The following is a 26804-nucleotide window of genomic DNA, read 5'->3' on the forward strand; positions in this document are numbered from 1 at the left end:
CGGGGGTATTGGGGCCAAGAAGAAACAAGGGCGCGGTGCTAGACCTCATAGCGGATGACCATGCCGTCATAGGCGGGCGTGACATGCGGCGCGGTCTCGGCCTCGACCGTGTCGTAGTCGAGGTCGATATGCATGTTGGTCAGGACGGCGCGTTTCGGGTCGGCGCGCGCGATCCAGTCCAGTGCGAGGGCCAAGTGGGCATGGGTCGGATGCGGGTCGCGGCGCAGCGCATCCAGCACCCAGCAGTCGAGGTTTTCCAGCATGGGCCACGCGGCGTCGTTCATCTTGGCCACGTCGGGCAGGTAGGCGAGATCGCCGATCCGGAAGCCTAGCGCATCGATGCTGCCGTGATTGACCTTGAACGGGGTGAAGGTGATGTCGCCCCCGGCGCCCGAAACGCTGAACGGCGCGTCGGCAATGCTGTGCAGGTTCAGGATCGGCGGGTAGGGCGAGCCTTCGGGCTGCACGAAGGCATAGCCAAAGCGCGCGATCAGGTCGTTCTGGGTGTCGCCATCGGCCCAGACATCGATCCGCGACCGCATGTTGAAGACCACCTGCCGCAGGTCGTCCAGCCCATGTGTATGGTCCGCATGGGCATGGGTCCAGACTACCCCGTCGAGCCGCCCGACACCGGCCGAGATCAGCTGTTCGCGCAGGTCGGGGCCGGTATCGATCAGCACCGTGGTGGTCCCGGCCTCGGTCTCGCGCTCGACCAGCATCGAGCAGCGACGGCGGCGGTTCTTGGGGTTCGACGGGTCGCAATCGCCCCAATGGCCGCCGATGCGGGGGACACCGCCGGAGGACCCGCAGCCGAGAATGGTGAAGCGCAGCTCAGCCATGCGCGGACCACGCGGCGGCCTTGGCAAAGAGCCGGTCGAAATTCGCTTCGGTCGCGGCGGCGAACGCCTCATAGCTGACGCCGAACACCTCAGCCCCCACCTTGGCCGTGTTCACCACATAGGCCGGTTCGTTGCGCCGCCCGCGATGCGGCGGCGGGGCTAGATACGGGCTGTCGGTCTCGACCAAAATGCGGTCCAAGGGCGCGCTGGCAAAAATCTCGCGCAGCTCGGTCGAGCGGGGAAAGGCGGCGATGCCCGACATCGACAGGTAGAACCCCAGATCCAGCGCGGCCCGCCCCAGCGCGGCGCTGGAGGAAAAGCAATGCATGACGCAGTCATAGGGTTTTTCCCGGTAGCCGTCGGTCAACATCCGGGCCATGTCGTCATCCGCATCTCGCGCATGGATGATCAGCGGCAGGCCGGTCTCCTGCGCCGCCGCGATATGTACGCGCAAGGATTGCTTCTGCACCTCCGCCGTCTCGGCGGTGTAGTGGTAATCCAGACCGGTCTCGCCGATTCCCACCATCTTGGGGTGCTGCGCCACCTCGACCAGATGATCGACATCGACCACCGGCTGCTGATGCGCGCTCATCGGGTGAACGCCATAGGCGTAGAACACCGGATCATGCGCCTCTGCGATGGCCCGAACCTGAGGCTCGTTCCCGGGCTTCGTGCAGATCGTGACCATGCGCGCCACGCCGGCCTCGACCGCGCGGGCGATCACATCCGGGCGCTCGTCGTCGAAATCGGCAAAATCCAGATGGCAATGGCTGTCGGTGATCAGGGTCATGTCGGCTCCTTTGCCGGTGGTATCTCGCAGCCGACCGGCAGGGTCAAGCGCACAGCGTCAAGGCATCTTCTGGCCAAAAATCCCGCGGGGTGAGCGCGGCCCGCGCGAGGGGCGGAGCCCCTATATCGGGGGTCTGGGGTATGACCCCCAGAGGAAAGAGGGCGGCGCAGCCGCGCCGGCAGGTCACGCGCCGCCGGGATCGGGGAAACCGGCGGCCAGTTCGGCCAGCACGGCGGGGTCGTCGATGCGAAACCGCTCGACGAAGCGGGTCTTGTAGCCAACCCGACCGCGCCGCGCGCCGAAATTCTCGCCATGGTTCAACACGTACAGCACGGACGGCCGCGACAGTGGCGCCAGCGCCTGACCGGACAGCGCCGCGAGATACGGAAACATCCGGTGCTCGTGCTGCAACATGTGGTACAGGAACTCGGCGCTTTGCGGCAGTTCCGGGTCATGGGCCAGCGCCGCGCAGGAGCCGCAGAGCTTCCAGAAGGGTTTGCGCAGCGGCTGCGACAGCGTCGGCCGGTCCGCAAGCGCGATGCGCCCCGTCGCATCGTCCATGACGTAGCCCGATTCGACGAGATACCCGCCCGGGGCCTGCCGCCGCAGCATCTCGGACACGACCCCCTGCCGCAGCAAATCATCGGCATCGAAGCTCATGACATAGCCCGGTGGCAGCGGCAGCCGCGCCAGCCGGTTCACCAGCGCGCCCAGCTTGCGCCACTTGTCATTGCCCGGCGTCGGATCGTCGAAGGGCAGCCACGAAATCCGCTCATCCTCCGGCAGGGGCGGGCGCTCTTGGCAGCAGATCATCGCATGCCAATGCGGATCGTCCTGCGCGATCATGCAGTGCAGCGTCGCGTTCAGCCGTTCGGTCACGGCGGTCCAGTCGGTGACATGCGCGGGAGAGACCAGCGGGATGAGAAAGGAAACCTGCTTGCGTCGCGGCGTCACCTTACCGGATAGCGCCTCGCGCAGGGCCAGCGCCGCGCGTTCGGAGGTGACCGGCCCGAGACGGTCGATCACGCCCGGCCGTTCGAGACGCGCCGCAAGGCGCAGCGCCGCGCGGTGCGGCTTGGAGGTGGCGGGCTCCTGTGCCATCTCAGCCCCCGTCCGGCGCCGCGGCGCGGGCCAGACGGCTTTGCAATTCGCCATGCAGTGCCTTGCGCTCGTCCTCCGAGAGGAATGCGCCGATCTCGACTTCGCGCCCGTTGCCCTTGAGCGTCACGTAATAGGGCACGGGGCCGCCCTTGAGGTGCAGCTGCGGCGCAACCCAATAGGTATGGGCCTGCCATTCCTGCGTGTCGCCCTTGGGATTGGTGCGACACAGGTGGGTGTCGGCGGCGGTGATGGTCAGCACTTCGAGGATCTCGCGGTCACGGGCATTGCGTCTGAGGCCGTACCAGAGACCCGCGAGGGCGACCAGCAGGAAGGGCAGCAGCCCCCAGAACAGCCGGGTGCCGATCAGCCCATACAGCGGGATCGTCGCGAATAGGTAAAAGCCCAGGATCATCACCGCAAAGCCATGAGGTGACAGCGAGTTATGCGGCCAGGCGCGCAGTTCCTGGCGGGGGGTGGGGTGATGAGTCTCGGTCCATGTGTATGGCATGCCGGGGAAAATATCGCGCCCGCCGAAAAAGGACAGTGGGAAAGCGTCGGATTTTCGACACTTGCCGGGACGCTGGGGCCCGGGCGGCCATGGTCAGAGAATGAAGTCGTCGGCAGAGACGCCTTGCGCGCAGCACAACAGCAACTCGCCATCGGGGATGCGGTCGCCATCCGTGTCGATCCGGATCAGCGTGTTGCCGCTGCCCAGTTCCCTTGCCTGGACCTCCATCCCGGCACCGCTGAAATGTGTGGCGCCGATGAAGGTGAAGGTGCCAGTATAGCCGGACAAGTCGACCCGGTCGATGCCGGTTTCGAAATCGCGGATCACGTCGCGGTCGGCGCCGGTGCCGAGATTGCCGGAAAAGAAGCGGAACGTGTCCGCGTCGCCATCGGCGGCGTTGCGATCGCCGCCATACATCACGTCGCGCCCGTCGCCGCCATAGAGGATGTCGGTGCCATCGCCGCCCACCAGCAGATCGTCACCCGAGCCGCCGAACATCAGGTCGGTGCCGTCGCCGCCATCCATGTAATCGTTGCCGTCGCGGCCGTTCATGGCATCGTCGCCATGACCACCCATCAAGGTGTCGTTGCCGCCCCAGCTATACAGAATGTCGTCGCCACCAAAGCCGTACATGCGGGTATCGACATCCGAGGTCACGGTCAGCTCGTCCCGGGCGCCGGGCCGGCCCAGCAGGGTCACGCCGGACAGATGCCCGCTTCCGTTGACCTCGATCCCCTCGATCGAGGTGAAGCTGATCGAGCCGTTGGCATGCGCGATGCTGCTGTCGCGCCACAGGTTGAAGACGAAGCGGCCACCGGGGGTCTCGGCCGACAGGTCGATCTCGATCCTGTCGTCGCCGTCGCCGCCATGCACGACGTCGAACCCGTCGCCGACGATGAAGGTGTCGCGGCCAGCGCCACCATAGGCAGTGTCGTTGCCGCTACGCGCCCCGCCATCGGACAGTTCGACGCCCATGAAGAACGTGTCGCGCCCGTCATTGCCGAACAGCAGGTCATTGCCGGTATTGCCGAACAGGTAGTCATTGTTGACGCTGCCGTTCAGCGTATCGTGTCCGCCGCCGCCATGCAGTTCCATCGGCATGAAGCCGAACGGGTCATAGCCCACGCCGGACGCGTTCAGGCTGTCATCGCCGTCATGGCCATGCAGCGTATCCTCGTGCGTGGAGGCGGTCAGGGTCTCGGCAATGTTGGTTCCGAAGATCAAGGGCATTCCGGGCCTCGCTCTGTCTGTGGCCCGGTCAGTCGTAAGACAAAGTTATGAACAAGGTCTTTATCACGATTGAAATCCTGTAACCGCCTCGAACCGGGGGCAAAAACAAGGCCCGGAACCGTCACAGCGCGAAATCGGCGGCGGTCAGCATGTGCGCGCCCATCAGCAGAATCTCCCCATCCGGGATCTGGTCGCCGTCGGTGTCGATGCGGATCAGGGTGTTGCCGCTGCCCAGCTGACCGGCCTGAATCTCCATCCCGGCGCCGGTGAAGCGGGTTGCGCCGATGAAGGTAAAGGTGCCGGAGAAGCCGGACAGATCGAGACGATCGATCCCGCTTTCGAAATCGCGGATCACGTCGCGGCTTGCCCCGGTTCCCACATCGCTGCTGTAGAAGCGGAATTCGTCCGCCTCGCCATCGGGCGTAGCGATCTCGCCGCCATACATCACGTCCCGGCCCGCGCCGCCCCGCAAGGTATCCACACCGGCCCCGCCGATCAGCAGATCGTCGCCACCATCGCCAAGCATGAAGTCGGCCCCCGCGCCGCCATTCAGAACGTCGTTTCCGTCCCGTGCTGCCAATGCGTCATCACCGGTCCCGCCAAACAGGGTGTCGTTTCCGGTCCAACTGTAGAGGAAGTCATTGCCGCCAAACCCGTACATGGCGGTGTCGACATCCGTGACGGTGTAGAAATAGTCGGAAACCTCGGCGGGCACGCCCAGCAGTGTCACCGATGCCAGATGCGCCGCGCCCTGAATCTCGATCCCCTCGATGCCGTCAAAAGCGACCGTTCCATTGGTGTGAACAAGGCTGCCGTCGCGCCAGAGGTCGAAGGTGAAGGTGCTTGCACCCGCCTCGGCGGTCAGGTCGATTTCGAGGATGTCGTCGCCGTCGCCGCCGGAAATGACATCATCCCCATCCCCCGCGACAAAGGTATCGTCACCCGCGCCGCCATAGGCGGTGTCATTGCCGCTGGGCGCGCCGCCATCGGAGCCGTCGATGCCAAGGTCGATCGTGTCCCTGCCATCATTGCCACGGATCAGGTCGTTTCCGGTATTGCCGATCAATTGGTCGTCGTTGACGCTGCCATCAAGGGTGTCGTTGCCGGCCCCGCCGCTCATCTCCAGTGGCATGAGCATGAAATCGAAGGGATCGTTGGCGGGCAATCCGGTCGCGGTCAGGCTGTCATCGCCGTCCAGCCCGAACAGGCGGTCCTCTGCATCGGTCGCAGTCAGGGTATCGGCGTTGTTGGTGCCTGTAATGGTGGGCATGGGAATCCTCGTGTCGTCAACGGTTCCCGCTGGTCTAACGCCTTGGATTTAATGGGCCGCTCAGGAAACATGCTCAATTCGAGCCACCTGGCTCAAACTGCATGCACCCGCCCAAGCAAAAGGCCCCGCACATGGCGGGGCCTTTCGGTATTTCAGGATACAGGTGCCTTAGTGGGCGGGCTGCTTGTCCCAGTCCTCACGCTTCGGCAGCTGCTCGAAGGTGTGCTCCGGCGGCGGCGAAGGCAGGGTCCATTCCAGCGTGTCCGCATATTCGTTCCACGGGTTCTTGCGGGTCTCGCGGGCACCGGCGAAGACGGTGTAGATCACGATGCCGAAGAACAGCAGGAACGATGCGAAGGACAGCATGGCGCCCCAGGACGACACGTAGTTCCAGGTTGCGAAGGCTTCCGGGTAGTCGATGTAACGACGCGGCATGCCCTGACGACCCAAGAAGTGCTGCGGGAAGAAGGTGATGTTCACACCGATGAAGAACATCCAGAAGTGCAGCTTGCCCAGCGTCTCGGAATACATGCGGCCGGTCATCTTGGGCAGGTAGAAGTAGACCCCTGCAAAGATGGTGAAGGCCGCGCCCATCGACATGGTGTAGTGGAAGTGCGCCACGACGTAGTAGGTGTCATGGTACGCCCGGTCGATGGCTGCCTGGCTCAGCACGATGCCGGTCACGCCGCCAACGGTGAACAGGAAGACGAAGCCCATGGCGAAAAGCATCGGCGTCTTGAACTCGATCGAGCCGCCCCACATGGTCGCGATCCACGAGAAGATCTTGACCCCGGTGGGCACCGCGATGACCATCGTCGCCAGCATGAAGTAACTCTGCTGGGTCAGCGACATGCCGACGGTGTACATGTGGTGCGCCCACACGACAAAGCCCAGAGCACCAATCGCGATCAGCGCCCAGACCATCGGCAGGTAGCCGAAGACCGGCTTGCGCGAGAAGGTGGCGATGACGTGGCTGGCGATACCAAAGCCCGGCAGGACCACGATATACACCTCGGGGTGACCGAAGAACCACAGGATGTGCTGGTACAGGATCGGGTCACCGCCGCCCGACGGATCGAAGAACGTCGTGCCGAAGTTACGGTCGGTCAGCAGCATGGTGATGGCACCGGCCAGAACCGGCAGCGACAGCAGGATCAGCCATGCGGTGATGAAGATCGACCATGCGAACAGCGGCACCTTGAACAGGGTCATGCCGGGGGCACGCATGTTCAGGAAGGTGGTGATGATGTTGATCGCACCAAGGATCGACGAGGCACCGGATACGTGCACGGCGAAGATCGCGAGGTCCATCGAGTAACCGCCTTCGGTCGTCGACAGCGGCGGGTACAGGACCCAGCCCACACCGGACCCCAGCTGACCGTTGCCGCCCGGCGAGAAGACCGAGGCGATGGCCAGCGACGTACCTGCGACATACAGCCAGAAGGACAGGTTGTTCATCCGCGGGAACGCCATGTCCGGCGCGCCGATCTGCAGCGGCATGAAGTAGTTGCCGAAGCCGCCGAACAGGGCCGGGATGACGACGAAGAACATCATCAGGATGCCGTGGCCGGTGATCAGCACGTTCCACAGATGGCCGTTGGGCGTACAGTTTGCGACCTCGGTCGCGAACAGGCGCGCGCCCTCGGCGCACATGTATTGAACGCCGGGCTCCATGAGCTCCAAACGCATGTAAACGGTGAACATGACCGAAACGAGACCGACGAGAGCCGAGACGATCAGGTACAGAATCCCGATGTCCTTGTGGTTCGTCGACATGAACCAACGGGTAAAGAACCCGCGGTTGTCTTCGTGCTCGTGGCCATGAATGGCGGCGTCTGCCATTTCAATGCCTCCTGCTGAGTGTCCTTTATGCTCACGCCAAGGGGAATCCCCAGACGCGCGCGTTGATCCTTTGGCGTTTTAGAATGTGAGACCTGATGCGGCAATGGAGGAATTTGACGCAGATCAAACACTTTTGTCGCACCCGGCGCGCGGGCCTTGGAAGCGTGCGGGGTCCGGAATACCCGACCCGGCGAGCGCGGCGGGGTCGGGCATACCTGACTGGAGGGAACTTTTGTTGCGTTCTAGGGTTTTGGCAATGCTGCACAGGACGAAACAAGACACATCCCGGGGGGACCCAACATGGCATATTTTGACAACAGCTACGAGACCCGAACCACCCTGCGCGACCGCGTGGCGCGCCTGTTCGAGACACCGCATGACCGTAAGGTGCGCGCCCGCGCCGCCCGGATCGAGGCACTGCGCGCGCTGTCAGATGCAGAACTGGCGGCCCGTGGCATCGCGCGCGACAACATCGTCATGCATGTCTTTTCACAGCGCCCGGCGCGCTGACGGCCCGGTCCGGGGACGCTTACCAAAGTATGTCACATCGCATTGCAAGGGGCCCGCGCGGCCCCTTTGGCGTTTCCGGTGGGTCAGGAGGCTTCGGGTAGGGGGGCTTGGCCCATGACCCGGTCGAACTGGCGGCGCAGCGCCACGTCGACATCCTCCATCGTCACAGGCAGGCCCAGATCGACCAGCGAGGTGACGCCGTATTCGGTGATCCCGCAGGGCACGATGCCTGCGAAATGGCTCAGATCCGGTTCGACATTGATCGAGATGCCGTGAAAGCTGACCCATTTGCGCAGCCGGATGCCGATGGCGGCGATCTTGTCCTCGGCGGTCAGGCCGCTCGGGGTCAGGGGCCGGTCGGGGCGTTCGATCCAGACGCCGACGCGGCCCTCGCGGATGTGACCGGTCAGGCCGAATTCGCCTAGCGTGGCGATCACCCATTCCTCAAGCATCTGAACAAAGCGGCGCACATCCTTGCCGCGCGTGTTGAGGTCGAGCATGACATAGACGACGCGCTGGCCGGGGCCGTGATAGGTATACTGGCCGCCGCGCTTCGTCGTGTAGACGGGAAAGCGGTCGGGCTCCTTCAGGTCCTCGATCCGGGCCGAGGTCCCGGCGGTGTAAAGCGGCGGGTGCTCCAGCAGCCAGACACATTCTTCGGCCTCGCCACGGGCGATGGCCTCGGCGCGGGCCTCCATAAATGTCAGGGCCTCCTCATAGGGGGTCAGGCCGTCGCTGATCTTCCATTCCATGGCTTACCGGGGCAGAAGCCCCGCCTCCTTGATCTTGGGCAGGTTGGCGCGGCTGACCGGAATCTCGGCGCCATGAGTCAGGGTGAGGATGGCGCGATCGCCCTCTCGGCGGGCCTGTGTGACCTGATCGAAGGCCACCCAATGGGAACGATGCACCTGAGCGCCAGGGATCGCGCCGACCTCGCGGATCGCATCCGACAGGCGCATGAGCAACAGTTCCTCACCGCGCGTGGTGCGCACGCGGGTATAGTGATCCTCGACCGACAAGGCCACCAGTGCGCCGCGCTTGTCCAGCGGCAGACGGGCCAGTAGGGCGGGGGCTTCGGGCGCAGGGGCGGCGGGCGCAGGCGGGACCGAGGCTGCGTGCCTTTGGGCAAAGGCGATCACCGTGGTCACGATGATCGAGATCGCAAACAAGGTCCCCAGAAAGACCGGCAGTTCCGACAGGTCGGGCCACCAGCCAAAGCTCACGAGATTGATCCCCAGAACGACCAGCGACACGGCCAGCCCGGTCGCGATCCCCATCGCGCCAATCCGCAGCGCCGGGCTTTGCCCGCCGAGCCATCCGCGCATCAGTTCCGATGACAGGCTCGCCGCGCCATAGGTCGCAAACGCTGTGACCAGCCAGTAGGCGATGCGCGGCACGATGGGCAGCAGGTCGACGGTGCCGAAGGGTCCGGCGATTCCCAATGCCGCCCCTGCGCCAGCGAGCGCAAGACCGGTGACCGGGTGGCGCATATGCCGCCGCCATTCACGAAGCGCCGATTGCGGATCACCGTCACTCACGCGCAACTCCCTTATTTTCACGCATGTCGCATGGCACGGGCCGGGGTGTCTTGTCCAGAACCGGGTCAGACATTCACACCCCAGACCGGGAGACACGACATGACCTCGACCCCTTTCCTGACCGCATCCCTGCTCGTGCAACTGCATGCCTTTGGCGCGATGATCGCCCTGATCCTCGGGCCGGTGCTGATTGCGCGACGCCGCCGCGACCGCCTGCACAAGGTGCTTGGCTATGTCTGGGTTTTGGCCATGGGCGGCGCGGCGCTGTCGTCATTCGGCATCACCGATTTCGCGATGATCGGCCCGTTCAGCCCGATCCACCTGTTGTCCGTGCTGGCGCTCTGGTCGATCTGGACCGGCATGAGCCGCATCTGGAAAGGCGATGTGGCCGGGCATCGCGACGCGATGCGCAGCCTCTACTGGCGCGGGCTGCTGGTTGCGGCGGCGTTCAACTTCCTGCCGGGGCGGGTCATCAACCGGACGTTCTTCGACGAGACGCGCGAGCTGGGCTATGTGCCGTTGGCGCTGATCCTGACGTTGATCCTGTGGGATGTGTGGCGCCAGCGCCGGGGGCAGATGCGACCGGCCTGAGGACCGGCGCGCCGGGCGGACCCATCAAGGCGACCGCTGCGCAGCCCGCAGTGTCGGCGGTGATCTGCCGACGAAAGGCGCTCTGACAACCAATGGTGGCGCGTTTACCACGTTGATACCGTCGCTTGTGCCGAATCGTTTCGCATGCTTGTATTTTCCATAATTCACCTTGTCGGAGTGCGATTTATGAAAAAACACATATTAATGATGGCTTTGATGACCGCCGTTGCCGCACCGCCCGCGCCCGTGCTGGCCAATGACCTCGTGCAAGGCATCGTGGGCGGAATGATCGGCGCCGCGATTGTCAATGGTTCCAAGCAAAAGCCCAAGCGCAGTGCCAGCCCGCAACGCAGCTACTCGGCCAACAGCGCGCAGCGCACGGCCAATCGCGAGACCCAGACCGCGCTGAACTATTTCGGCTTCAATGCCGGGGGGGCGGATGGCGTGCTCGGGGCGAAATCGCGCGCCGCGATTTCCGCGTATCAGGCGCATCTGGGCTATCCCGCAACCGGGCAGCTGACCCAGTTCGAGCGGGATTTCCTCGTCGGGTCCTACCACCGCGCCCAATCCGGCGGCCCCGCCACGGCGGCCCTGATCGCGCAGAACCCGCAAGGGGTGCGCGGCCTGTTGATCACCTATCGCGATGAACAGATGAACGGCACGGGCGGCGGCGGCGCAATCGCTGGGCATTACGGGCTACCCGCGGTCGTGGCGGCCTCGGTCAACGAGATCGCGAAATCCTCGGACCCCTCGGCCGAGCAACTGGTCAGCCGGGCTGGCTTTGTCCAGCTCTCGGACATGAACGGCGATGGGCAGACCGACTATATCCTCGACACCTCGGTGACGGGTTCGGCCTTCTGGTGCTCGGCACAGTCCTGCGCGGTTCGGGTCTTCGTCTCGACACCGACCGGGTACGAGCGCAACGATTTCCAGGCGTTCAATGTGACCCCGGCGATGTTCGAGTGCCAGCGCGGCCTGTGCAACAAGGTGAATGACGGCGCGCCTGTGATGGCGGCGGCCCCGGTGCCAGCCGCGCCGCAGCCTGTCCCGCAGGCGCCCGGTGCGCAGATGGCAGCAGCGCCGGTGCCCTCGGCAATGCCGGCGGTCAAGGCGCCGGCTCAGATGGCCGCAGCCGCGCCGCAGGTGCCGCAATTCTTCGGCAATGCCGCGCCCGCGCCGTCGCTGGCCTCGCAATGCAACATGATCAACCTGATGACCTCGACCAACGGTTACACCACCGTGGCCAACATGCAGGACCCTTCGCGGGTGCTGGCCGAGCAGCTCTGCTTTACGCGGGGCTATGCCATCGCGCGCGGAGACCAGTTGATGGAGGGCATGGCCGGCGTGCCGGTGGCGCAGGTCGATCAGCAATGCGCTGGCTTCGGTGACTTGCTGAAGACCCATGTCAGTGCCGCTGCGCTGCAACCGCGGGCGCAGGTCCTGCAACAGGTGGGCGGCTTTGCGCTGGGGCTGGGCATGGCGCCGCAGCAGCTGGAGCAGACGGCGCTGGTCTGCCTTGCTTCGGGCTATCGCACCGATGACATGAACACGGCGGTCGGGTCCGCGCTGCTGCTGGTGGCGCTGGGCAAGGCACCCTATGCGGAGCTGCTGGGTCACCATCTGAGCCAAGGCTTCGGGATGCCCGAACGCGCCGATCTGGCGCTGGACTGGTACGGCGTGGCGACAGAGGCGCTGGCCTCGGGAACCGAGCCGGTCTTTGCTCCGGCGCAGGCGGATCGCCCGGCGCTGTTGCAGGCGGCTGTGTCGGCCCTGCCCGGGGGCGGTGGCGCTGCGTTGGCCGCGCCGGTTCCGGCGGCGCAGGTCGACGGTGTGCCGGTGTTCAACTTTTCGGATTGAGGCCTGTGGACCTTGGGTAGGATGGGTTTGAACCCGTCCTACCCGGGGCAACCACAAGAAAGCGGTTATCGGCGTGATTTTCCTCTTGGCAAGGCGGGTCCCCTTCGATAATGAGCGCCTCACCAAGTCACAGACTGTGCGGTCGTGGCGGAATTGGTAGACGCGCAGCGTTGAGGTCGCTGTGGGGTAACTCCCGTGAAGGTTCGAGTCCTTTCGACCGCACCACCCCCTCTGAGGGATACGACAACCGGGCCATTGGCCCGGTTTTGTCGTTTCCGGGCCGTGGGAATTCCCGCGCAGGGCCTTGAATCTGTTTGCCTTCCGGGGGCAAAGCCGCTTACTCTCGGATCAGAGAAAGATTTCCCGGGGGGGATGTCATGAAGAGCGACCTGACGGTCCGGCTGGCCAAACGGCTGGCGGGGCTGCGCGCTGCCAAGGGCTGGACTCTGGATCAGTTGGCCGGGGCCAGCGGGGTAAGCCGTGCCGCACTGTCACGTCTGGAAAACGCCGAGGTGTCACCGTCGGCGGATGTGCTGGACAAGCTGGCGCATGCGCACAACATGTCGCTGTCGCGCCTGTTGGCGCTGGTCGAGGATGGCATCGTCGCCCATATCCGGCGCGACGATCAGGCGACGTGGCGCGACGGCGAGGGCGGCTTGTCCCGGCGGGTGGTCTCGCCCGGTGCGGGCGCGCTGGCGGGCGAGGTCTTGGAATGCAAGCTGACGCCCGGCAGCGATGTGTTCGAAGATGCCGGTCAGGTCGACGGGCTGGAGCATCACCTCGTGATGATCTCGGGCTTTATGCGGGTTGAACTGGAAACCGAGGGCCATTCGCTGGGCCCGGGCGACGTGCTGCGCTTTCGCAGGCATGGCCAGTTGCGCTTCCTGACCGCAAAGGGGCAGGGGTCGAAGTTCTTTCTGTTCACCGTGATGGCCTGAGCGAAGCCGGGGCAGAGCCCCGGCCCGACCGTGTCAGCAGTTCGGCACGTTCACCGCGAGGCCGCCCAGAGACGTTTCCTTGTAGTGTTCGTGCATGTCGCGCCCGGTCTGGCGCATGGTTTCGATCGCCGCATCGAGCGGCACGAAATGCGTGCCGTCGCCGCGCAGGGCCAGAGAGGCCGCCGAGACGGCCTTGATCGCGCCCAGACCGTTGCGCTCGATGCAGGGGACCTGCACCAGCCCCTTGACCGGGTCGCAGGTCATCCCGAGGTGGTGTTCCAGCGCGATCTCGGCGGCGTTCTCGATCTGCTCGGGGGTGCCGCCCATCACGGCGCACAGACCGGCCGCCGCCATGGCCGCCGCGCTGCCGACCTCGGCCTGGCAGCCCGCCTCGGCGCCCGAGATCGACGCGTTGTATTTCACCAGCCCGCCGATGGCGGCGGCGGTCAGCAGAAAGTCCGGAATGCGCGCGCGCGTGGCACCCGGTACATGATCCAGCCAGTAGCGGATGACCGCGGGCACCACGCCCGCCGCGCCATTCGTGGGCGCGGTCACGACCTGCCCACCGGCGGCGTTTTCCTCGTTCACGGCCATGGCATAGACGCTCATCCAGTCGTTGATCGTGTGCGGGGCCTGCTGGTTCATGCCGCGCTCGGCCTGCAACTGGTCGTGGATGTTCTTGGCGCGGCGCTTGACCGACAGACCGCCGGGCAGGATGCCGTCGGTGGTCAGGCCGCGCTCGATGCAGCCTTCCATCACGTCCCACAGCCGGGCGACACCCTTGTCGAGATTGGCCGCACCGCCGCGTGACACCTCGTTGGCGCGCTTCATCTCGGCGATGGACAGGCCCGAGGCCTTGGCCATGTCCAACATCTCGGCAGCGGATTTGAACGGGTAGGGGACGGCGGGGCCATCATCGGTGTCCTTGCCAGCGGCCAGTTCCCCTTCGGTCAGGACGAAGCCACCGCCGACGGAATAGTAGACCTCTTGCAGGATCACGTCGCCCTGCGCGTCGGTCGCCATCAGGATCATGCCATTGGCATGGCCGGGCAGCGCGCGCTCGAAATCGAAGCGCAGGTCGGTTGTCGGATCAAAAGCAAGCGGGGGCAGGCCCTCGGGCGTGACCTGCTTGCTCTCGGCGATGGCGGCCAGCGTGGTCTCTGCTGCCTCGGCGTCGTAGGTGTCGGGGCGAAAGCCCGCCAGACCCAGCACCGTGGCCCGGTCGGTGGCGTGGCCGACGCCGGTGAAGGCAAGCGAGCCATGCAAGGATGCCCGCAGCCCGTGCGCCTTAAAAGGCGCGGCGCGCAAGGCATCGAGGAAACGCGCCCCGGCGACCATCGGCCCCATCGTGTGGGACGATGACGGGCCGACGCCCACCTTGAACATGTCGAAGACGGATAAGAACATGATGGCTCCTTCGAAGCTTTGCCCGTCGCATACGCCTTTTGCGCGCGCTTGCCCGTTTCAAAAGCGACCGCCGCCGCGAGGGTTGCGTCAGGTGGCGCTGCCTTCGGGGGGATTGGCGTGGATCGGGGCGGTAAAGGGCGCGGGGCCCAAGCCTTCGGCGCGTTGCGCGGCATGGGTGGCGGGGCGCTGTTCCAGCGCGTGGACCATGCGCGCCAGACGGGGGTATCGGGCGAGGTCGAACCAGCCGGTCTGCCCGTCGGGATAAAGCGCGCACCAGCGCAACAGCGGCGCGAGGTAGAGGTCGAGCAGGCAGGGCGTGTCACCGATGAAGAAGGGCGCCTCAGCGCCGTAGGCCGCATCGATCAGGCCAAGATCGCCGGTCAGGCGTGTCTGGACCGTGGTGCGCAGCGCGGCCTGTGCCTGAGTGTCGGGGCCTGCATATTTCTCGGGATAGAAGGTCATCCGCAAGCCAGTGTGCAGCGTGTTCGACGTAAAGAACAGCCATGTCAGAAAGGCGCCGCGCCGCGCGTCGCCGGGGGCGGGCGCAAGGCCGGGGGCCTGTTCGGACAGCCACAGCAGGATCGCCCCGGTCTCGAAGATCGGGCCTTGGGGCGTTTCCAGCACCGGGATCAGCCCGGCGGGGTTCAGGGCGCGATAGGCCGGGCCGTCCTGCGCGCGGGTCTTTCGGTCGACCAGAACGGTGCGATAGGGCAGGTTCGCCTCTTCGAGGGCAAGCCGCACGATCAGCGAGGCATTGTCGGGCGCGTAGTGCAAGGTCAGGGTCATGTCGTGTCCCGGTGTGGTGATCCGCGCCTATCGGTATCAGGTTGCGGCCCGGTGCCAAGCGGTGATCAGAGCGCCGCCGCTTTCCTTTGGGGACGGTGCCGGGTATTCGGTCAGGTAGGGATGACGGAGGGATCGCGGAATGACGGCAACGGAACAGGTCTGGGAGATCGACGGGCTGCGGCTGGCCGGGCTGGCTTGGGGGCCGGCGGATGGCACGCCGGTTCTGGCGCTGCATGGCTGGATGGACCATGCCGACAGCTTTGCCGTGCTCGCCCCGCTGCTGGAAGGCTGCCGCGTCGTGGCGCTGGACCTGAGCGGGCAGGGGCAAAGCGCGCATCGCGCGGCGCATGCGACCTACAACATCTGGGATGACCTGCCGCAGATCGCAGGCGTGCTGGACCAGTTGGGCTGGGCCGATTGCGTGCTGCTGGGGCATTCGCGCGGGGCCAATATCTCGGCGCTGTTCGCGGCTGCCTTGCCGGAACGGGTGCGGGCGATGGTGTCGCTTGATGCGCTGGTGCCTGCGCCGAATGAAAAGACGGCGGTCGAGACCCTGCGCGCGTTCCTGCTGGACACGCGGAGCCAGACCACCCGTCCGCCCCGCGCCTTCGACAGCGTTGCGGCCTATGTCGAGCGCCGCCGCGCGCAGGGCAATTCGCAACCGGTGTCCGAGGCGCTGGCCCGGCGCGCGCTGACCAAAGGCCCGGATGGCTATGTCATGCATGCCGACCGCCGCCTGTTCGCCAGTTCCGCGATGAAGCTGGATGCGGCGGATATCGAGGCGGTCCTGCGCGCCATCTCCTGCCCGGTCCTGAACATCTGGGCCAGCGACGGGCTGAAGGTCAGCCGCCCGGCCTTTGCGCTGGGCGAGCTCGGTGCGCGGCTGATCGCCCGGTACGAGACGCTGGATTTGGAGGGCGACCATCACTTTCACCTCGACCCGGAGGTGGCGGGTGTGATGGCGGGCCACATCCTGGACTTTCTCGACCGGCACGGGCTGCGCTGAGCAGCCCGCGGCGCGGCGCAGGTGCCGCAGCGTGACCAAAATAGCGCGGTTGCCGCAGAATGCGTTTGAACCTTTGACCGTTTTGGCCGTTTCATGAAGGAAAGGCGCGGCTTTGCGCCCTTTGTCAATGTCTGCCCGTATCATGTCTGAAAGGTCCAAGATGCTCACGAGACGCACCATGATTGCCGGTCTCTCGGCCCTGGCGGCGCCCGCGCTGGTCAGCCCCGCCCTTGCTGCCCCCGGCAGCTGGGAGGCGTGGGATGCGCAGGTCACGCCCGAGAACTTCACACTGGAAAATTCGAACCCGTGGGGGCTGCATCCCCGCCTGTTGCCGCGCCAGGTCTCGGCCAATCCCGGGCTGAAGGCCGGGGACATCCATGTCGATGCGGTGGCGCGCTACCTGTACCACATTCAGGATGACGGCAGCGCGATGCGCTACGGCGTGGCCATTGGCCGCGACGGGCTGTACACGCCGGGCGTCTACACCATCAAGCGCAAGGCCAAGTGGCCGAGCTGGACGCCCACCGCGACCATGATCCGGCGCGAGCCCGACAAGTATACGCGTTGGGCCGGTGGCATGCCTCCGGGGCCGGAAAACGCGCTGGGGTCGCGGGCGCTGTATCTCTACAAGGGCGGGCGCGACACCTATCTGCGCATCCACGGCACGCCTGCGCCGCGCTCCATCGGCACGCGCGCCAGTTCTGGCTGCGTGCGCATGGTGATGGCGCATATCAACGCGCTCTACGACGAGGTCGATACGGGCGTGACCGCCTATCTGTATCCGACGGATGGCAGCAGGCTGTAAGGCCTGCTCAGCTTTGGGGGCGGGTGCAGATCGGGTTCCCGCCCGGGGTGCGCAGGGGCAGTTCGGTGGTTTCGACCGGGCCTTCATGCGTGTACCAGTAGCAGCCATCCGACATGCGGATGCGCGCCGTGCTCAGGTCCTGGTTGGGCGCGGCGATCGACGAGACGGACTCGGGCACCGCGACGGGCGTGCCGGCCTCGGTCGCGCCGGGCATGGGCTCGCAGGCGGCCAGCCCCATCAAGCACAGGGCACCGGTGAGAAATGTAATGGGTCTGGTCATGCGAACCTGCCTTGATCTGACATTGTTTCCCGCAAGTTGGCATTGTGCCGCGCCCGCCGCAAGCCCACCGCGACGCAGGCCGCCCGATACGGGCGTTCGGGTCACACAGGGCCAGCGCGGCGCGGGCGACCATCGGCCAAATCACCAAAATGAAGACAGTTTTCCAGTGACACCCAGACCGGGATGCGCTTGGCTATAGGCACGTTTCGAATCCTTAGCCATTCCCCGGCGCCGACGATCTGCAAGTCTCGTCCGGGTCGCGCCTCGCCTGACTTGGCGATGGGAAGGGCTGCTCGCGTGAGAGGTGCAGGTCATGCCAACCCATCCCGACAGCCAGACCCCGGACCCGCACGCACCAGACGATGCGGCCTCTGACGCAGCGACAGGCGGCGGGATCGACACCTTTGCCACGGTGTCGGCAGGCACCGATTACACGCTGGACCCGTCGAGCCCGGAATCGGGCGAGGTCGGAACGATTGCGGACAATGGCCTGCCGATCTGGTCCGCCTACGAGACGGCGGCGCATCTTGTCCGACCCGGCGGCACTTGGGCCGATCACGCCTATGACCAGAGCGGCGGGATCACCATCAGCTACAGCTTCGACGCGGCCTATTTCACAGCCGAGGGCGAGGCGCTGGATGCGGCCAACCAGCAGGCCGTGCGCGACGTGCTCGCCTATCTCGAATCGCTGGTCAATATCAGCTTCGTCGAGGTCACGAGCGCCGATCTCGCCCCCGGCGAGGCCCCCGACATCACCTATCAGTTCGAGATCGGCACCACCAATGGCGGCGGCTGGGCGAATTACCCTTCGGCGGGGGGCGGGATCGTCAATCTCGGCCATACCAGCTGGGCGCCCGTTGCGGCGCCGGGCAATTACGCGTGGAACCTGATCCTGCACGAAACCGGCCACGCGCTGGGCATCGCGCATCCCGGCGACTATAACGGCACGCCCAACAATGGCTATGCGGGCGAGGCCGATCACTGGAACGACAGCGGCCAGTTCACGCTGATGTCCTATTGGGACGCGTCCAATACCGGCGGGGTGATCGGTCAGGAAAGTACCATGCTGCTGCATGACATCCTCGCGCTCCAGATCGAGTACGGGGCCAACCTGACGACCCATGCCGGTGACACGGTCTATGGCTTCAACACCACGGCGGGGGCGCAATACGACCTCGGCATGACCGAGGCGCTGGCCTTTGCGATCTGGGACGGTGCGGGCATCGACACGCTGGACATGTCCGGTTCGAGCGGCGCGATCCGGGTCGACCTGCGCGAGGGCGGGTTCAGCTCTTCGGCGGGGCATGTCAACAACATCGCCGTCGCCTATGGCGCGCAGATCGAGAATGCCATCGGCGGCAATTACGGCGACGCCCTGCGCGGCAACGGGCTGGACAACGAAATCCACGGCGGCTGGGGCGCAGACCTGATCGTGGGCAGCTACGAGACTGCCTTGCCCGATACCGCCGTGTCCTTTACCGGGATCACCCTCAACGCGGACCCGCAGGAGCGCGACCAGTACCTGAGCGTTGCGGGCTTTGACGGCTTGTCCCGTGCCGATGGCTTCACACTGGAATTCATGGTCGAGGTGATCCGCATCCCGGCCGACACGGTGGCCTTTGCCTCTTATGCGTCCTCGGTCAGCAGCAATGATGTGCTGATCGAGGGGCATCGCGACGGCACCGTGTTGATCCATATCGGTGGGCAGGTGCTGGATACCGGGGTGCTGACCCGGACGCTGGTGGATGGCGATGCGCATCGCCTGTCGCTGTCATGGGATCGCGACACGGGGGCCGTCGGGTTCTACGTGGACGGGGCGCTGGCGGCGAGCGGCACGCTGAATGCCGGTCATGCGATCGGCACCGGCGGCACGCTGGTCTTCGGACAGGAACAGGACACTGTGGGCGGCTGGTTCGACGACCGGCAGGTCTTGCAGGGGACCATCGGCGACATCCGCGTCTTCGACAGCGCGCTGGACGGCGCCGACATCGCCGCCAACGCCCTTGACGTGCAGACCGGAAGCGAGCCGGGGCTGATCCACAACTGGATCACCGATAGCCTTGTGGACGGGGCCGCGCCGCTTGTCGTGGCCGATCAGGGAAGCGCCGCGCAGACAGCCGACCTTGTGGTGCAGGGCGGGGCGCTGGCGCATGACACGCGCGACGCGGTCCTGCCGGGCACCGATTCCGACAGCCTGTACGGTGGCGAGGGCGATGACACGATCTATGGCGGGGTGGGTAACGACCTGCTGGTGGGCGACGGGGAGGACACCCGCGCCGCGCCCGAAATCTTCGATCTGGTCGGCGTCGCGGGCAGCAGTCAAGTCGAGGTCACCACCACGGATGTGTTTCCCACCGGCTCCTTCACCATCGAGTTCCTCTGGCAGCAGACGGCCTTGGTGAATCAGGCCTACAGCTTTCGTTTTCCGGGCTTCGCGATCTACCGCTACGACGATGGCGCGCTGGGTGTGAACTTCTGGGACGCGACCGAGGAGAACTGGCTTTACGGCGTGATCCCGACGACCATGACCGATGGTGACCTGCACCGGATTTCGATTACCTATGACGACACCACCGGGGCCTTCCGGGTCTATGTCGATGGCATTGCCGTCGATGCCGAGGACCTGACCCCCGGCACCCGTGGCGGCGCGGCGACCGGCGGGGCGCTGCCTGCCGATGGCACGGTGCGCTTTGCCGACGAGGGGCTGGTCGGCGATGTGCGGATCTACGATTACGCGCTGGACGCTTCGCAGATCGAGGCGGGTTGGGGCACTGCATTGACCGACCCGCAAGGCGAGGCCGGGCTGGTGCAATACTGGACCGCGCAGGGCGGCACGCTGGTTTCGCAATTGCCCGGCGGCACCGACATGACGGCCAGCGGCGGGGTGACGACCGGGCAGGGCACCCTGTGGCAGGTCAGCTATGACGACGACCTGTTCGGCGGGCTGGGGGCCGACACGCTCGATGGCGGGCAGGGCGATGACAGCCTGAACGGCGGCGATGGCAACGACCTGATCGACGGAGGTCTGGGGGACGACACGGTTGAAGCCGGCGAGGGCGACGACACGATCCTCAGCGCCGCCGGGCTGGACAGCATCGAGGGCGGCGGCGGCACGGATCACGTCCTGTTTGCGGGCCTGTTCGCGGATTTCAGCCTGACGCAGTTGGTCGGCGGGGAATGGTCGGTGCTGTCGGGCTTGGCCGATGCGGTGGTCTCGGGGGTCGAATATCTCGGCTTCGACGATGTGCATGTTGCGGTCGCGGCGCTGACCTCGAACGGGCCATCGGCCTTGGACGACTGGATCACGCTGACCGCTGCCGGGGCGCTGTCGGCGCTGTCCGGTGACGACCTCGTGGATGGCAGTTCCTCGGCGGACCTTGTCCATGGCGACGGCGGCAATGACACGATCCGGGGCGATTTCGGGGCCGATACCCTGCATGGCGGGGCCGATGACGACCTGCTCGATGGTGGGCTGCTGGCGGATTCGCTGTATGGCGAGGCGGGCGAGGATACCTTGATCGGTGGCTATGGCGACGACCTGCTGGACGGTGGCACGGGGTTCGACGTGGCGGTCTATTCCGGCTTTGGCGGGAATATCTCGGTCAATCTGAACCTTGCCGCGGCGCAATATACCGGGGGCGCGGGGACCGATCGGCTGATCGGCATCGAGGGGCTGATCGGTGGCGACCACGCAGACCGCTTTGTCGGGCGCACCGACGGGAACAGCCTGCTCGGAGGGGACTCCGCGGATACGCTGGTTGGCCTTGGCGGGGATGACACCATCGACGGGCAGGACGGCAATGACAACCTGATCGGCGGCGCCGGGTTCGACAGCCTGACCGGCGGTGCCGGGCGCGACGCGATGCTGGGCGGCGACGATGACGATACGCTGGACGGCGGGGGGGGCAACGACCAGCTGCGCGGTGGCTCCGGCGAGGATGTGCTAACCGGGGGGCTCGGACGGGATATCCTTGTCGGGGGCGACTATGTCGGCGGGGCCTTCGTCGGCGACGGCGCGGCGGATGTGTTCGTCTATGCCGACGTGGCCGAGTCGCGGCTGGGCGGCGACGGGCGTGACATCATCATGGCCTTCGAAGAGGGTCTGGACCGGATCGACCTGTCGGCCATCGACGCGGATACCACGCAGACGGGCGATCAGGGCTTTGTCTTTGTCGGCGGCGCGGCGTTCAGCGGGCAGGCGGGCGAGCTGCGCATCACCTCGACCGCAGTCAGCGAGCTGGTGCAGGCGGATATCGATGGCGACGGCATGTCGGATTTCGACCTCGTGGTGCGCGGTGCAACGGCGCTGGCGGAGACCGATTTCATCCTGTGACGATGGGCCGAGCGTTCGGCCCGCCCGTACCGGCAGCGGCGCGTGCGGCAGGCCCGTGCCGTCCACGACGATGCCACCTTGGGGCCCTAAGCAAGCCTTGGGGGGCACCGGTCTTTGCGACCGCGCCGCTATTCGGGCAGGGGGCAGGGCACGCGATCCGCTGTTTTCAGCTTGAGGAAAATCGCAAGCAATTTCCGGGTGCTGCGGCGTCGGGTGTAAAAACCGCGTTAAAGTTTGTGCGCCAAGGTGGTCGCGGGAACGGGGCTAGCTTGGGGTGGTACCATGAGTGGTAAAGAAAACGCAGTCGCAACTGAAACAACCGAAGACGAGGCCGCGCGCCTGTCCGCTGTCGCCGAGGTGATCGATCAGGCCATGGCGGTGATCGAGTTCGATCTCGATGGCGGGGTGCTTTCGGCGAACGAGACGTTCGCGCAGATGCTGGACCGCAAACCGCACGAAATCGGGGGGCGGCCATTCCGCACCCTCTTCGATCCGGAGGTCGTCGCATCGGATTCCTTCCGCGACTTCTGGATGCAACTGGCGATGGGCCAGCCGACGCATCAGGACTTCCAGCTGTTCGGCAAGAACGGCAAACAGGTCCGGGTGAGCCTGTCATGCCACCCGGTCAAGGGCGCCGACGGCCAGCTGTCCAAGGTCATCGCCTTTGCCGCCGACATCACCGACCGGCACGCGCGCGATGCGGTGCTGCTGCGCAAGACATCCGCGTTCGAGAACACCGCCGCGGCGATGATGATGGTCGACCGCAATCTCATCGTGACCGAGGTCAATGCCGCCACGCGGGACCTGCTGACCAAGAACGCCGAGGTTTTTGCCAAGGTCTGGCCGTCCTTCGATCCCAAACGGATCGTCGGCACCTGCATTGACCAGTTTCACCAGAACCCGGCCCATCAGCGCCGGCTGCTGGCCGATCCCTCGAATCTGCCGTTCAAGACCGAGATCACGATTGGCGATTTCAAGTTCGCGCTGAATGTCGGGGCAATCTTCGACGATGGCGGCGCTTACGTGGGCAACAGCCTCGAATGGTCCGATGTCACCGAGGCGCGGCGCAATTCCGGGGTCCTCGCCGCGCTCGACCGCGCGCAGGCGCTGATCGAATTCAATCTCGACGGCACGATCCTCGACGCGAACGAGAATTTCCTTGCCGTCACCGGCTACGCGCTGGACGAGATTCGCGGCAAGCATCATCGCATGTTCTGCGATCCGGCCTATACGCAAAGCCCCGAATACAGAGCTTTCTGGTCGGACCTCGCCGCCGGCGAAGTCGTCGCCGCCCAGTTCCAGCGCTTTGGCAAGAACGGCAAGGAGGTGTGGATCAATGCCTCCTACAACCCGATCTTCGACGCCCGGGGCAAGGCCTTCAAGGTGGTCAAGTTCGCGACCGACATCACCGGCCAGAAGGAGATCGAGAAGAACGTCTCGCGCATTGCCGACGAATTCCAGCGCCAGTCGCAGGACATCGCCGAGCAGGCGCACCGGGTTGCGGAGGGCGCCCAGACGCTGGGCTGCACCACCGAAGAGATCAGCGCCTCGGTCGAGGAATTGAGCGCGTCGATCGATTCCATCGCGCAGAACAGCACGCTGTCGGATCAGGTCGCCAAGCGCACCAAGGACGAGGCCGATATCGGCGCCAAGGCCATCGAGCGGTCGATCGAGGCGATGGACCGGATCAATGCGTCGTCCGAAGAGATCAACGAGATCGTCAAGGTGATCAGCGAGATCGCCAGCCAGACCAACCTGTTGGCCTTCAACGCGGCGATCGAGGCGGCGCGCGCGGGCGAGCACGGGCTGGGTTTCTCTGTCGTCGCCGACGAGGTCCGCAAACTGGCCGAACGGTCCTCGCAGGCAACGAAGGAGATTTCCAAGCTGATCTCGGAAACCGTCAAGCGGGTCTCGCAGGGCAGCGATGTCTCGCGCGAGGCGGGCGCGGCGTTTTCAAAGATCCTTGCGGGCATCCTAGAGACCACCGATTCCATCGCGCAGATTTCGGTCGCGGCGAATGAACAGCAGACCGCCGCGCGCGACGTGGCCGAGGCGATCCAAGCCATCGCCAACGCGTCCGAGCAATCCGTTGTGGCCTCCGACTCGATCGCGGCGGCGACCGACGGGCTGCGGCAGGGGGCGGTGGGCCTGAACGCCGAAATCGCCAAGCTGGACAAGGGATGACCATGGAACCGGCACGACAGTTGGGGGCGACCATGCTGGACGTCTCCACCCCCATGAGCGAGGCCGAATTCGCCAAGCTGCGCGCCCTCATCTACGACCAGACCGGGATCACCATCGGGCCGACGCGTCAGTCGATGCTGGTGTCGCGGCTGAACAAACGGCTGCGCGAACTGGGGATCGACAGCTACAAGGCCTATATCGACCGCGTCCGGTCGGATCCGTCCGAACGGCAGGAATTGACCAATCGGGTCACCACGAACGAGACGTATTTCTATCGCACCCCGCGCATCTGGACGCATTTCCGCGACGAGGTCGTGCGGCGCTTTGCAGACAAGGCCATGGGGCGTTCCCTGCGCGTCTGGTCCGCCGCCGCATCCACCGGCGAAGAGGCGCATACCGCTGGCGTCTTCCTCGAGGAGGCCCGGCAGGGCGTCTCGGCGTTCGATTACTCGGTGCTGGGCACTGACATCTCCTCGCGCGTGCTCGATATCGCGACCGAGGGGCACTACAAGGGGCGCCCCGTTGCGCGGTTTCAGGCCGCGCAGCCGGACCTCTTTGCGCGTTTCATGGTCGGCTCGGATGTGGAGGGCTGGAAGGTGCGCCCCGCGATCAAAACCCGCATCCGCTTTCAAAAGCACAACCTGCTGGGCCCGTTGCGCGATACCGCGCCCTTCGACGTGATCTTCTTGCGCAATGTGCTGATCTATTTCGCCCCGCCGGACCAGGAACGGATCCTGCGCCATGTGCGGCAGGCGCTGCATCCCGAGGGCGTGCTTTACATAGGGGAAAGCGAGTCGCTCAAGCATATCGCGACCGAATTCGAACAGGTCGCGCCGATCATCTATCGCCCGGCCAGCGGGGCCGCGCGATGAGCACGGTGACGAAGATCCATGTCCAGATCGGGCAGGTCAAGACCGGCAAGCCGGGCGAGGTGCTGACCGCCATCCTCGGCTCGTGCATCGGGTTGGGCCTGCTCTATCCGCATCGGCAGAGCTATGGACTTGCGCATTGCCTGCTGGCGGACTCGGGCGCGGCCAGCGACGAGATCAGCGGGCGCTACGTGGATCAGGCCCTGCACTCGCTGGTGTCGCTGATGCAAATCGGGCCTGCGGACCTGCGCAAGGTCAGGACCATCGTCGTCGGCGGCGCCAACATGACCATGCCCGTCGATACCGACCCCTCGCGCCTTGTCGGCACGATCAACGCCAACAGTGCCTACAAGGCCGTGCGCAAGCTGGGCCTGCGCAACATCCACATGGATACGGGCGGCGCGCTGGGGCGACAGGTGACCATCGATTGCACCTCCGGTGAGGTTGACGTCATTCAAATTCCACGAGTCGGGGGATAGCCATGTCCGTGCAGCCAACAGACCAGATGCAGGGGACCACGATCGAGCGCCAGCCCGAAGCCCCCACCGATGCAGCGGGCACGCCGCCCGCGAGGGACAGGATGCCCGCCATATTCGGCTCGTTCTGGCTGGACGGGACGGAATTCGCGCTCGACGCCTCGGTCATCCTAGAAGTGGTCGGCCTGCCGGAGCAGCTTGCGTCGATGCCGCTTGCCCCCGACTATATGCTCGGGCTGTTCAACCTGCGCGGCACGATCGTTCCGATCATCGACCTGCGGCGCCTTCTAGGCCTGCCGGACCGCGAGGTGACGGATCGCAAGGTGGCGATCGTCGAGGATGGCGATGTCTGCATCGGCCTGACGATCGACCGCACCGGCGAGGTTCTGAACATTCAGGGCGCTGCCCATGTCGATTTTCGCCCGCGCGATGGCGAGCTCAAGGATATCGTCGTTCAGGGCCTGCTGAAGCTCGACGACGGGCGACGCATCGTGCAGATCCTCGATCCGCATCTTCTGTTGAACCTCAAGAAGGTGCCGCGCGCCGGGGCGTTGGCCCGTCGCAACCATCTGCTTGGCACCGCCCATCGCGGCCAGCGTTTCAACTGCATCACCTTCCAGTTCGGCCATACGACCTGCGCCATCGATCTGCGCCACGTCGAAGAGGTGATGGATGCGCCCGAAATCAATGACTCGATGCTGGTGCATGACTGTTTCATCGGCGTCACCAACCTGCGCGGGCAGATCATCCCGGTGGCGGATGCGCGCAACTTCATGGGGGACCGCGCCAGCATCAAGTCGAGCGAGGTTTACCCGCCCTCCAGAAAGATGCTGGTCATCAGCACCGAGGGCGGCCTTGTCGGCGTGCTGGTCTATTCCATCGACAGCATCATGAGCTGTTTCGAGGACGAGATCCTGCAATTCACCAAGCTCGCGCTGCCACGCGCCGACCTGATCCGGGGTTGTCTCGTGAACAAGAGCGACGAGATCATCCTGATGCTCGACCACGAGGTGTTGAAGCGCGACCGGATGCTGGTCGACACGGCGCTGCGCTGCCGCGAGGTGCATCCGGGCGAATGCAAATCCAAGGCCGCGCGGTTCGAGGGGGCAACAGGCGCCCGTATGACCTTCATCGTCTTCATGATCGAGACACGCTCGGCGTTGAACTCGCAGACCGTGAGCGAGATCATTTCCTACCCCAAGAGCCTGCTGCGGCCACCCTATGCGCTCGACTTCGTCGATGGCATCATCAACCTCCGGGGGGAACTCATCACCCTGATAAACCCCCGCAAGGTTTACGGTTTGCCGGATATCGACCGCACCGGGGCGAAGGTCCTGATCTTTCTTCACGACGGTCGCAAATACGGCATACTCGTCGATTCCGTGGACGAGATCGTCAACACGACGGCGAACCGGGTGTCCGACAAGATGACGATCAAGCAAGGCGGAACCCAGTTGCAAATCGTCGAGGATGATGGCGGATGCATCCAAAGCCCGGCGCATGGCCCGGTCATGGTTCTGGACACGGACAGTTTCCTGAAGCGTTGCTTCAAGAAGGCGGGCGGGATGTCGCTGGATGCAAAGCCGGTGGCCTAGCATCAGCCGGTCGGTGGCGCCGTGACGGCGCGCCACAGTGAACTGGGCG

The 26804-nt window shown here is 65.3% G+C and carries 23 protein-coding genes and 1 tRNA gene; 12 read left to right on the top strand and 12 right to left on the bottom strand.

What is annotated here, in order from left to right; translation table 11 throughout:
* Window positions 1-38 precede the first annotated feature (38 nt).
* The 7 genes from D8Z78_RS05555 to ctaD form a co-directional block, all read right to left on the bottom strand.
* Window positions 39-839 carry an MBL fold metallo-hydrolase gene (locus D8Z78_RS05555; RefSeq protein WP_121631761.1) on the bottom strand — a complete coding sequence of 267 codons (801 nt, stop codon included), beginning with the start codon at window positions 837-839 and terminating at the stop codon, window positions 39-41.
* Window positions 832-1629 (bottom strand): TatD family hydrolase, encoded by a 798-nt coding sequence (locus D8Z78_RS05560; RefSeq protein WP_121631762.1) that lies wholly within the window; start codon window positions 1627-1629, stop codon window positions 832-834. The genes D8Z78_RS05555 and D8Z78_RS05560 overlap by 8 nt, the downstream gene beginning before the upstream one ends.
* A 183-nt stretch (window positions 1630-1812) precedes the next feature.
* Window positions 1813-2730 (bottom strand): hypothetical protein, encoded by a 918-nt coding sequence (locus tag D8Z78_RS05565; protein WP_121631763.1) that lies wholly within the window; start codon window positions 2728-2730, stop codon window positions 1813-1815.
* Window position 2731: 1 nt separating this feature from the next.
* Entirely contained in the window at window positions 2732-3238 is a 507-nt protein-coding gene (locus D8Z78_RS05570) for a DUF2244 domain-containing protein (protein ID WP_121631764.1), read from the bottom strand.
* Between the two features lie 93 nt (window positions 3239-3331).
* Entirely contained in the window at window positions 3332-4468 is a 1137-nt protein-coding gene (locus D8Z78_RS05575; RefSeq protein WP_121631765.1) for a calcium-binding protein, read from the bottom strand.
* A gap of 121 nt (window positions 4469-4589) precedes the next feature.
* The gene (locus D8Z78_RS05580) at window positions 4590-5738 is read right to left on the bottom strand and encodes a calcium-binding protein (protein WP_121631766.1); all 1149 of its coding nucleotides are present in this window, start codon (window positions 5736-5738) and stop codon (window positions 4590-4592) included.
* 168 nt (window positions 5739-5906) lie between these two features.
* Window positions 5907-7580 (bottom strand): cytochrome c oxidase subunit I, encoded by a 1674-nt coding sequence (gene ctaD / locus D8Z78_RS05585; RefSeq protein WP_121631767.1) that lies wholly within the window; start codon window positions 7578-7580, stop codon window positions 5907-5909.
* 300 nt (window positions 7581-7880) lie between these two features.
* On the opposite strand from ctaD, the gene D8Z78_RS05590 reads away from it, so the two are divergent.
* Window positions 7881-8090, top strand: a complete 210-nt coding sequence (locus D8Z78_RS05590; protein ID WP_121631768.1) for a hypothetical protein — start codon at window positions 7881-7883, stop codon at window positions 8088-8090.
* Window positions 8091-8173: 83 nt separating this feature from the next.
* Here the strand turns inward: D8Z78_RS05590 and lipB are convergent, their stop codons facing one another.
* Together lipB and D8Z78_RS05600 are read right to left on the bottom strand one after the other, a co-directional pair.
* Entirely contained in the window at window positions 8174-8842 is a 669-nt protein-coding gene (gene lipB / locus D8Z78_RS05595) for a lipoyl(octanoyl) transferase LipB (protein ID WP_121631769.1), read from the bottom strand.
* A gap of 3 nt (window positions 8843-8845) precedes the next feature.
* Window positions 8846-9628, bottom strand: a complete 783-nt coding sequence (locus tag D8Z78_RS05600) for a LytTR family DNA-binding domain-containing protein (protein WP_164932890.1) — start codon at window positions 9626-9628, stop codon at window positions 8846-8848.
* Between the two features lie 99 nt (window positions 9629-9727).
* Between D8Z78_RS05600 and D8Z78_RS05605 the strand changes: the two genes are divergently transcribed.
* From D8Z78_RS05605 to D8Z78_RS05620, 4 genes are all read left to right on the top strand, one after another.
* A complete protein-coding gene (locus D8Z78_RS05605) occupies window positions 9728-10219 on the top strand; it encodes a DUF2306 domain-containing protein (protein WP_164932891.1) in 492 nt (163 codons plus the stop codon).
* 207 nt (window positions 10220-10426) lie between these two features.
* A complete protein-coding gene (locus D8Z78_RS05610) occupies window positions 10427-12076 on the top strand; it encodes a peptidoglycan-binding domain-containing protein (protein ID WP_240672000.1) in 1650 nt (549 codons plus the stop codon).
* 138 nt (window positions 12077-12214) lie between these two features.
* A tRNA-Leu gene (locus tag D8Z78_RS05615) sits at window positions 12215-12301 on the top strand.
* Window positions 12302-12453: 152 nt separating this feature from the next.
* A complete protein-coding gene (locus tag D8Z78_RS05620) occupies window positions 12454-13014 on the top strand; it encodes an XRE family transcriptional regulator (protein ID WP_128910609.1) in 561 nt (186 codons plus the stop codon).
* A gap of 33 nt (window positions 13015-13047) precedes the next feature.
* Here D8Z78_RS05620 and D8Z78_RS05625 read toward each other — a convergent pair whose 3' ends face one another.
* Both D8Z78_RS05625 and D8Z78_RS05630 read right to left on the bottom strand, forming a co-directional pair.
* A complete protein-coding gene (locus D8Z78_RS05625) occupies window positions 13048-14421 on the bottom strand; it encodes an L-serine ammonia-lyase (protein ID WP_128910610.1) in 1374 nt (457 codons plus the stop codon).
* A gap of 87 nt (window positions 14422-14508) precedes the next feature.
* Window positions 14509-15207 (bottom strand): glutathione S-transferase family protein, encoded by a 699-nt coding sequence (locus D8Z78_RS05630; RefSeq protein WP_128910611.1) that lies wholly within the window; start codon window positions 15205-15207, stop codon window positions 14509-14511.
* 139 nt (window positions 15208-15346) lie between these two features.
* On the opposite strand from D8Z78_RS05630, the gene D8Z78_RS05635 reads away from it, so the two are divergent.
* Complete coding sequence (locus tag D8Z78_RS05635) at window positions 15347-16213, top strand: alpha/beta fold hydrolase (RefSeq protein ID WP_128910612.1); 867 nt, start codon at window positions 15347-15349, stop codon at window positions 16211-16213.
* Between the two features lie 160 nt (window positions 16214-16373).
* Window positions 16374-17018 carry a L,D-transpeptidase gene (locus D8Z78_RS05640; RefSeq protein ID WP_128910613.1) on the top strand — a complete coding sequence of 215 codons (645 nt, stop codon included), beginning with the start codon at window positions 16374-16376 and terminating at the stop codon, window positions 17016-17018.
* A 7-nt stretch (window positions 17019-17025) separates the two neighbouring features.
* Here the strand turns inward: D8Z78_RS05640 and D8Z78_RS05645 are convergent, their stop codons facing one another.
* Window positions 17026-17256, bottom strand: a complete 231-nt coding sequence (locus D8Z78_RS05645) for a hypothetical protein (protein ID WP_240672012.1) — start codon at window positions 17254-17256, stop codon at window positions 17026-17028.
* Between the two features lie 355 nt (window positions 17257-17611).
* Here D8Z78_RS05645 and D8Z78_RS25305 point away from each other — a divergent pair, with 355 nt between their 5' ends.
* The 5 genes from D8Z78_RS25305 (at window position 17612) to D8Z78_RS05670 (ending at window position 26755) form a co-directional block, all read left to right on the top strand.
* Window positions 17612-21631, top strand: a complete 4020-nt coding sequence (locus D8Z78_RS25305; protein WP_128910615.1) for a M10 family metallopeptidase C-terminal domain-containing protein — start codon at window positions 17612-17614, stop codon at window positions 21629-21631.
* 282 nt (window positions 21632-21913) lie between these two features.
* Window positions 21914-23815: a methyl-accepting chemotaxis protein gene (locus tag D8Z78_RS05655; RefSeq protein ID WP_128910616.1), complete on the top strand. Its 1902-nt coding sequence runs from the start codon at window positions 21914-21916 to the stop codon at window positions 23813-23815.
* 2 nt (window positions 23816-23817) lie between these two features.
* Entirely contained in the window at window positions 23818-24687 is an 870-nt protein-coding gene (locus tag D8Z78_RS05660) for a CheR family methyltransferase (RefSeq protein ID WP_240672001.1), read from the top strand.
* Complete coding sequence (locus D8Z78_RS05665) at window positions 24684-25163, top strand: chemotaxis protein CheD (RefSeq protein ID WP_128910617.1); 480 nt, start codon at window positions 24684-24686, stop codon at window positions 25161-25163. The genes D8Z78_RS05660 and D8Z78_RS05665 overlap by 4 nt, the downstream gene beginning before the upstream one ends.
* Window positions 25164-25171: 8 nt before the next feature.
* Window positions 25172-26755, top strand: a complete 1584-nt coding sequence (locus D8Z78_RS05670) for a chemotaxis protein CheW (protein ID WP_164932892.1) — start codon at window positions 25172-25174, stop codon at window positions 26753-26755.
* The last annotated feature ends 49 nt before the right edge of the window (window positions 26756-26804 follow it).

Source organism: Tropicibacter alexandrii (genome assembly GCF_003667315.2).
Classification (GTDB): Bacteria; Pseudomonadota; Alphaproteobacteria; order Rhodobacterales; family Rhodobacteraceae; genus Tropicibacter; species Tropicibacter alexandrii.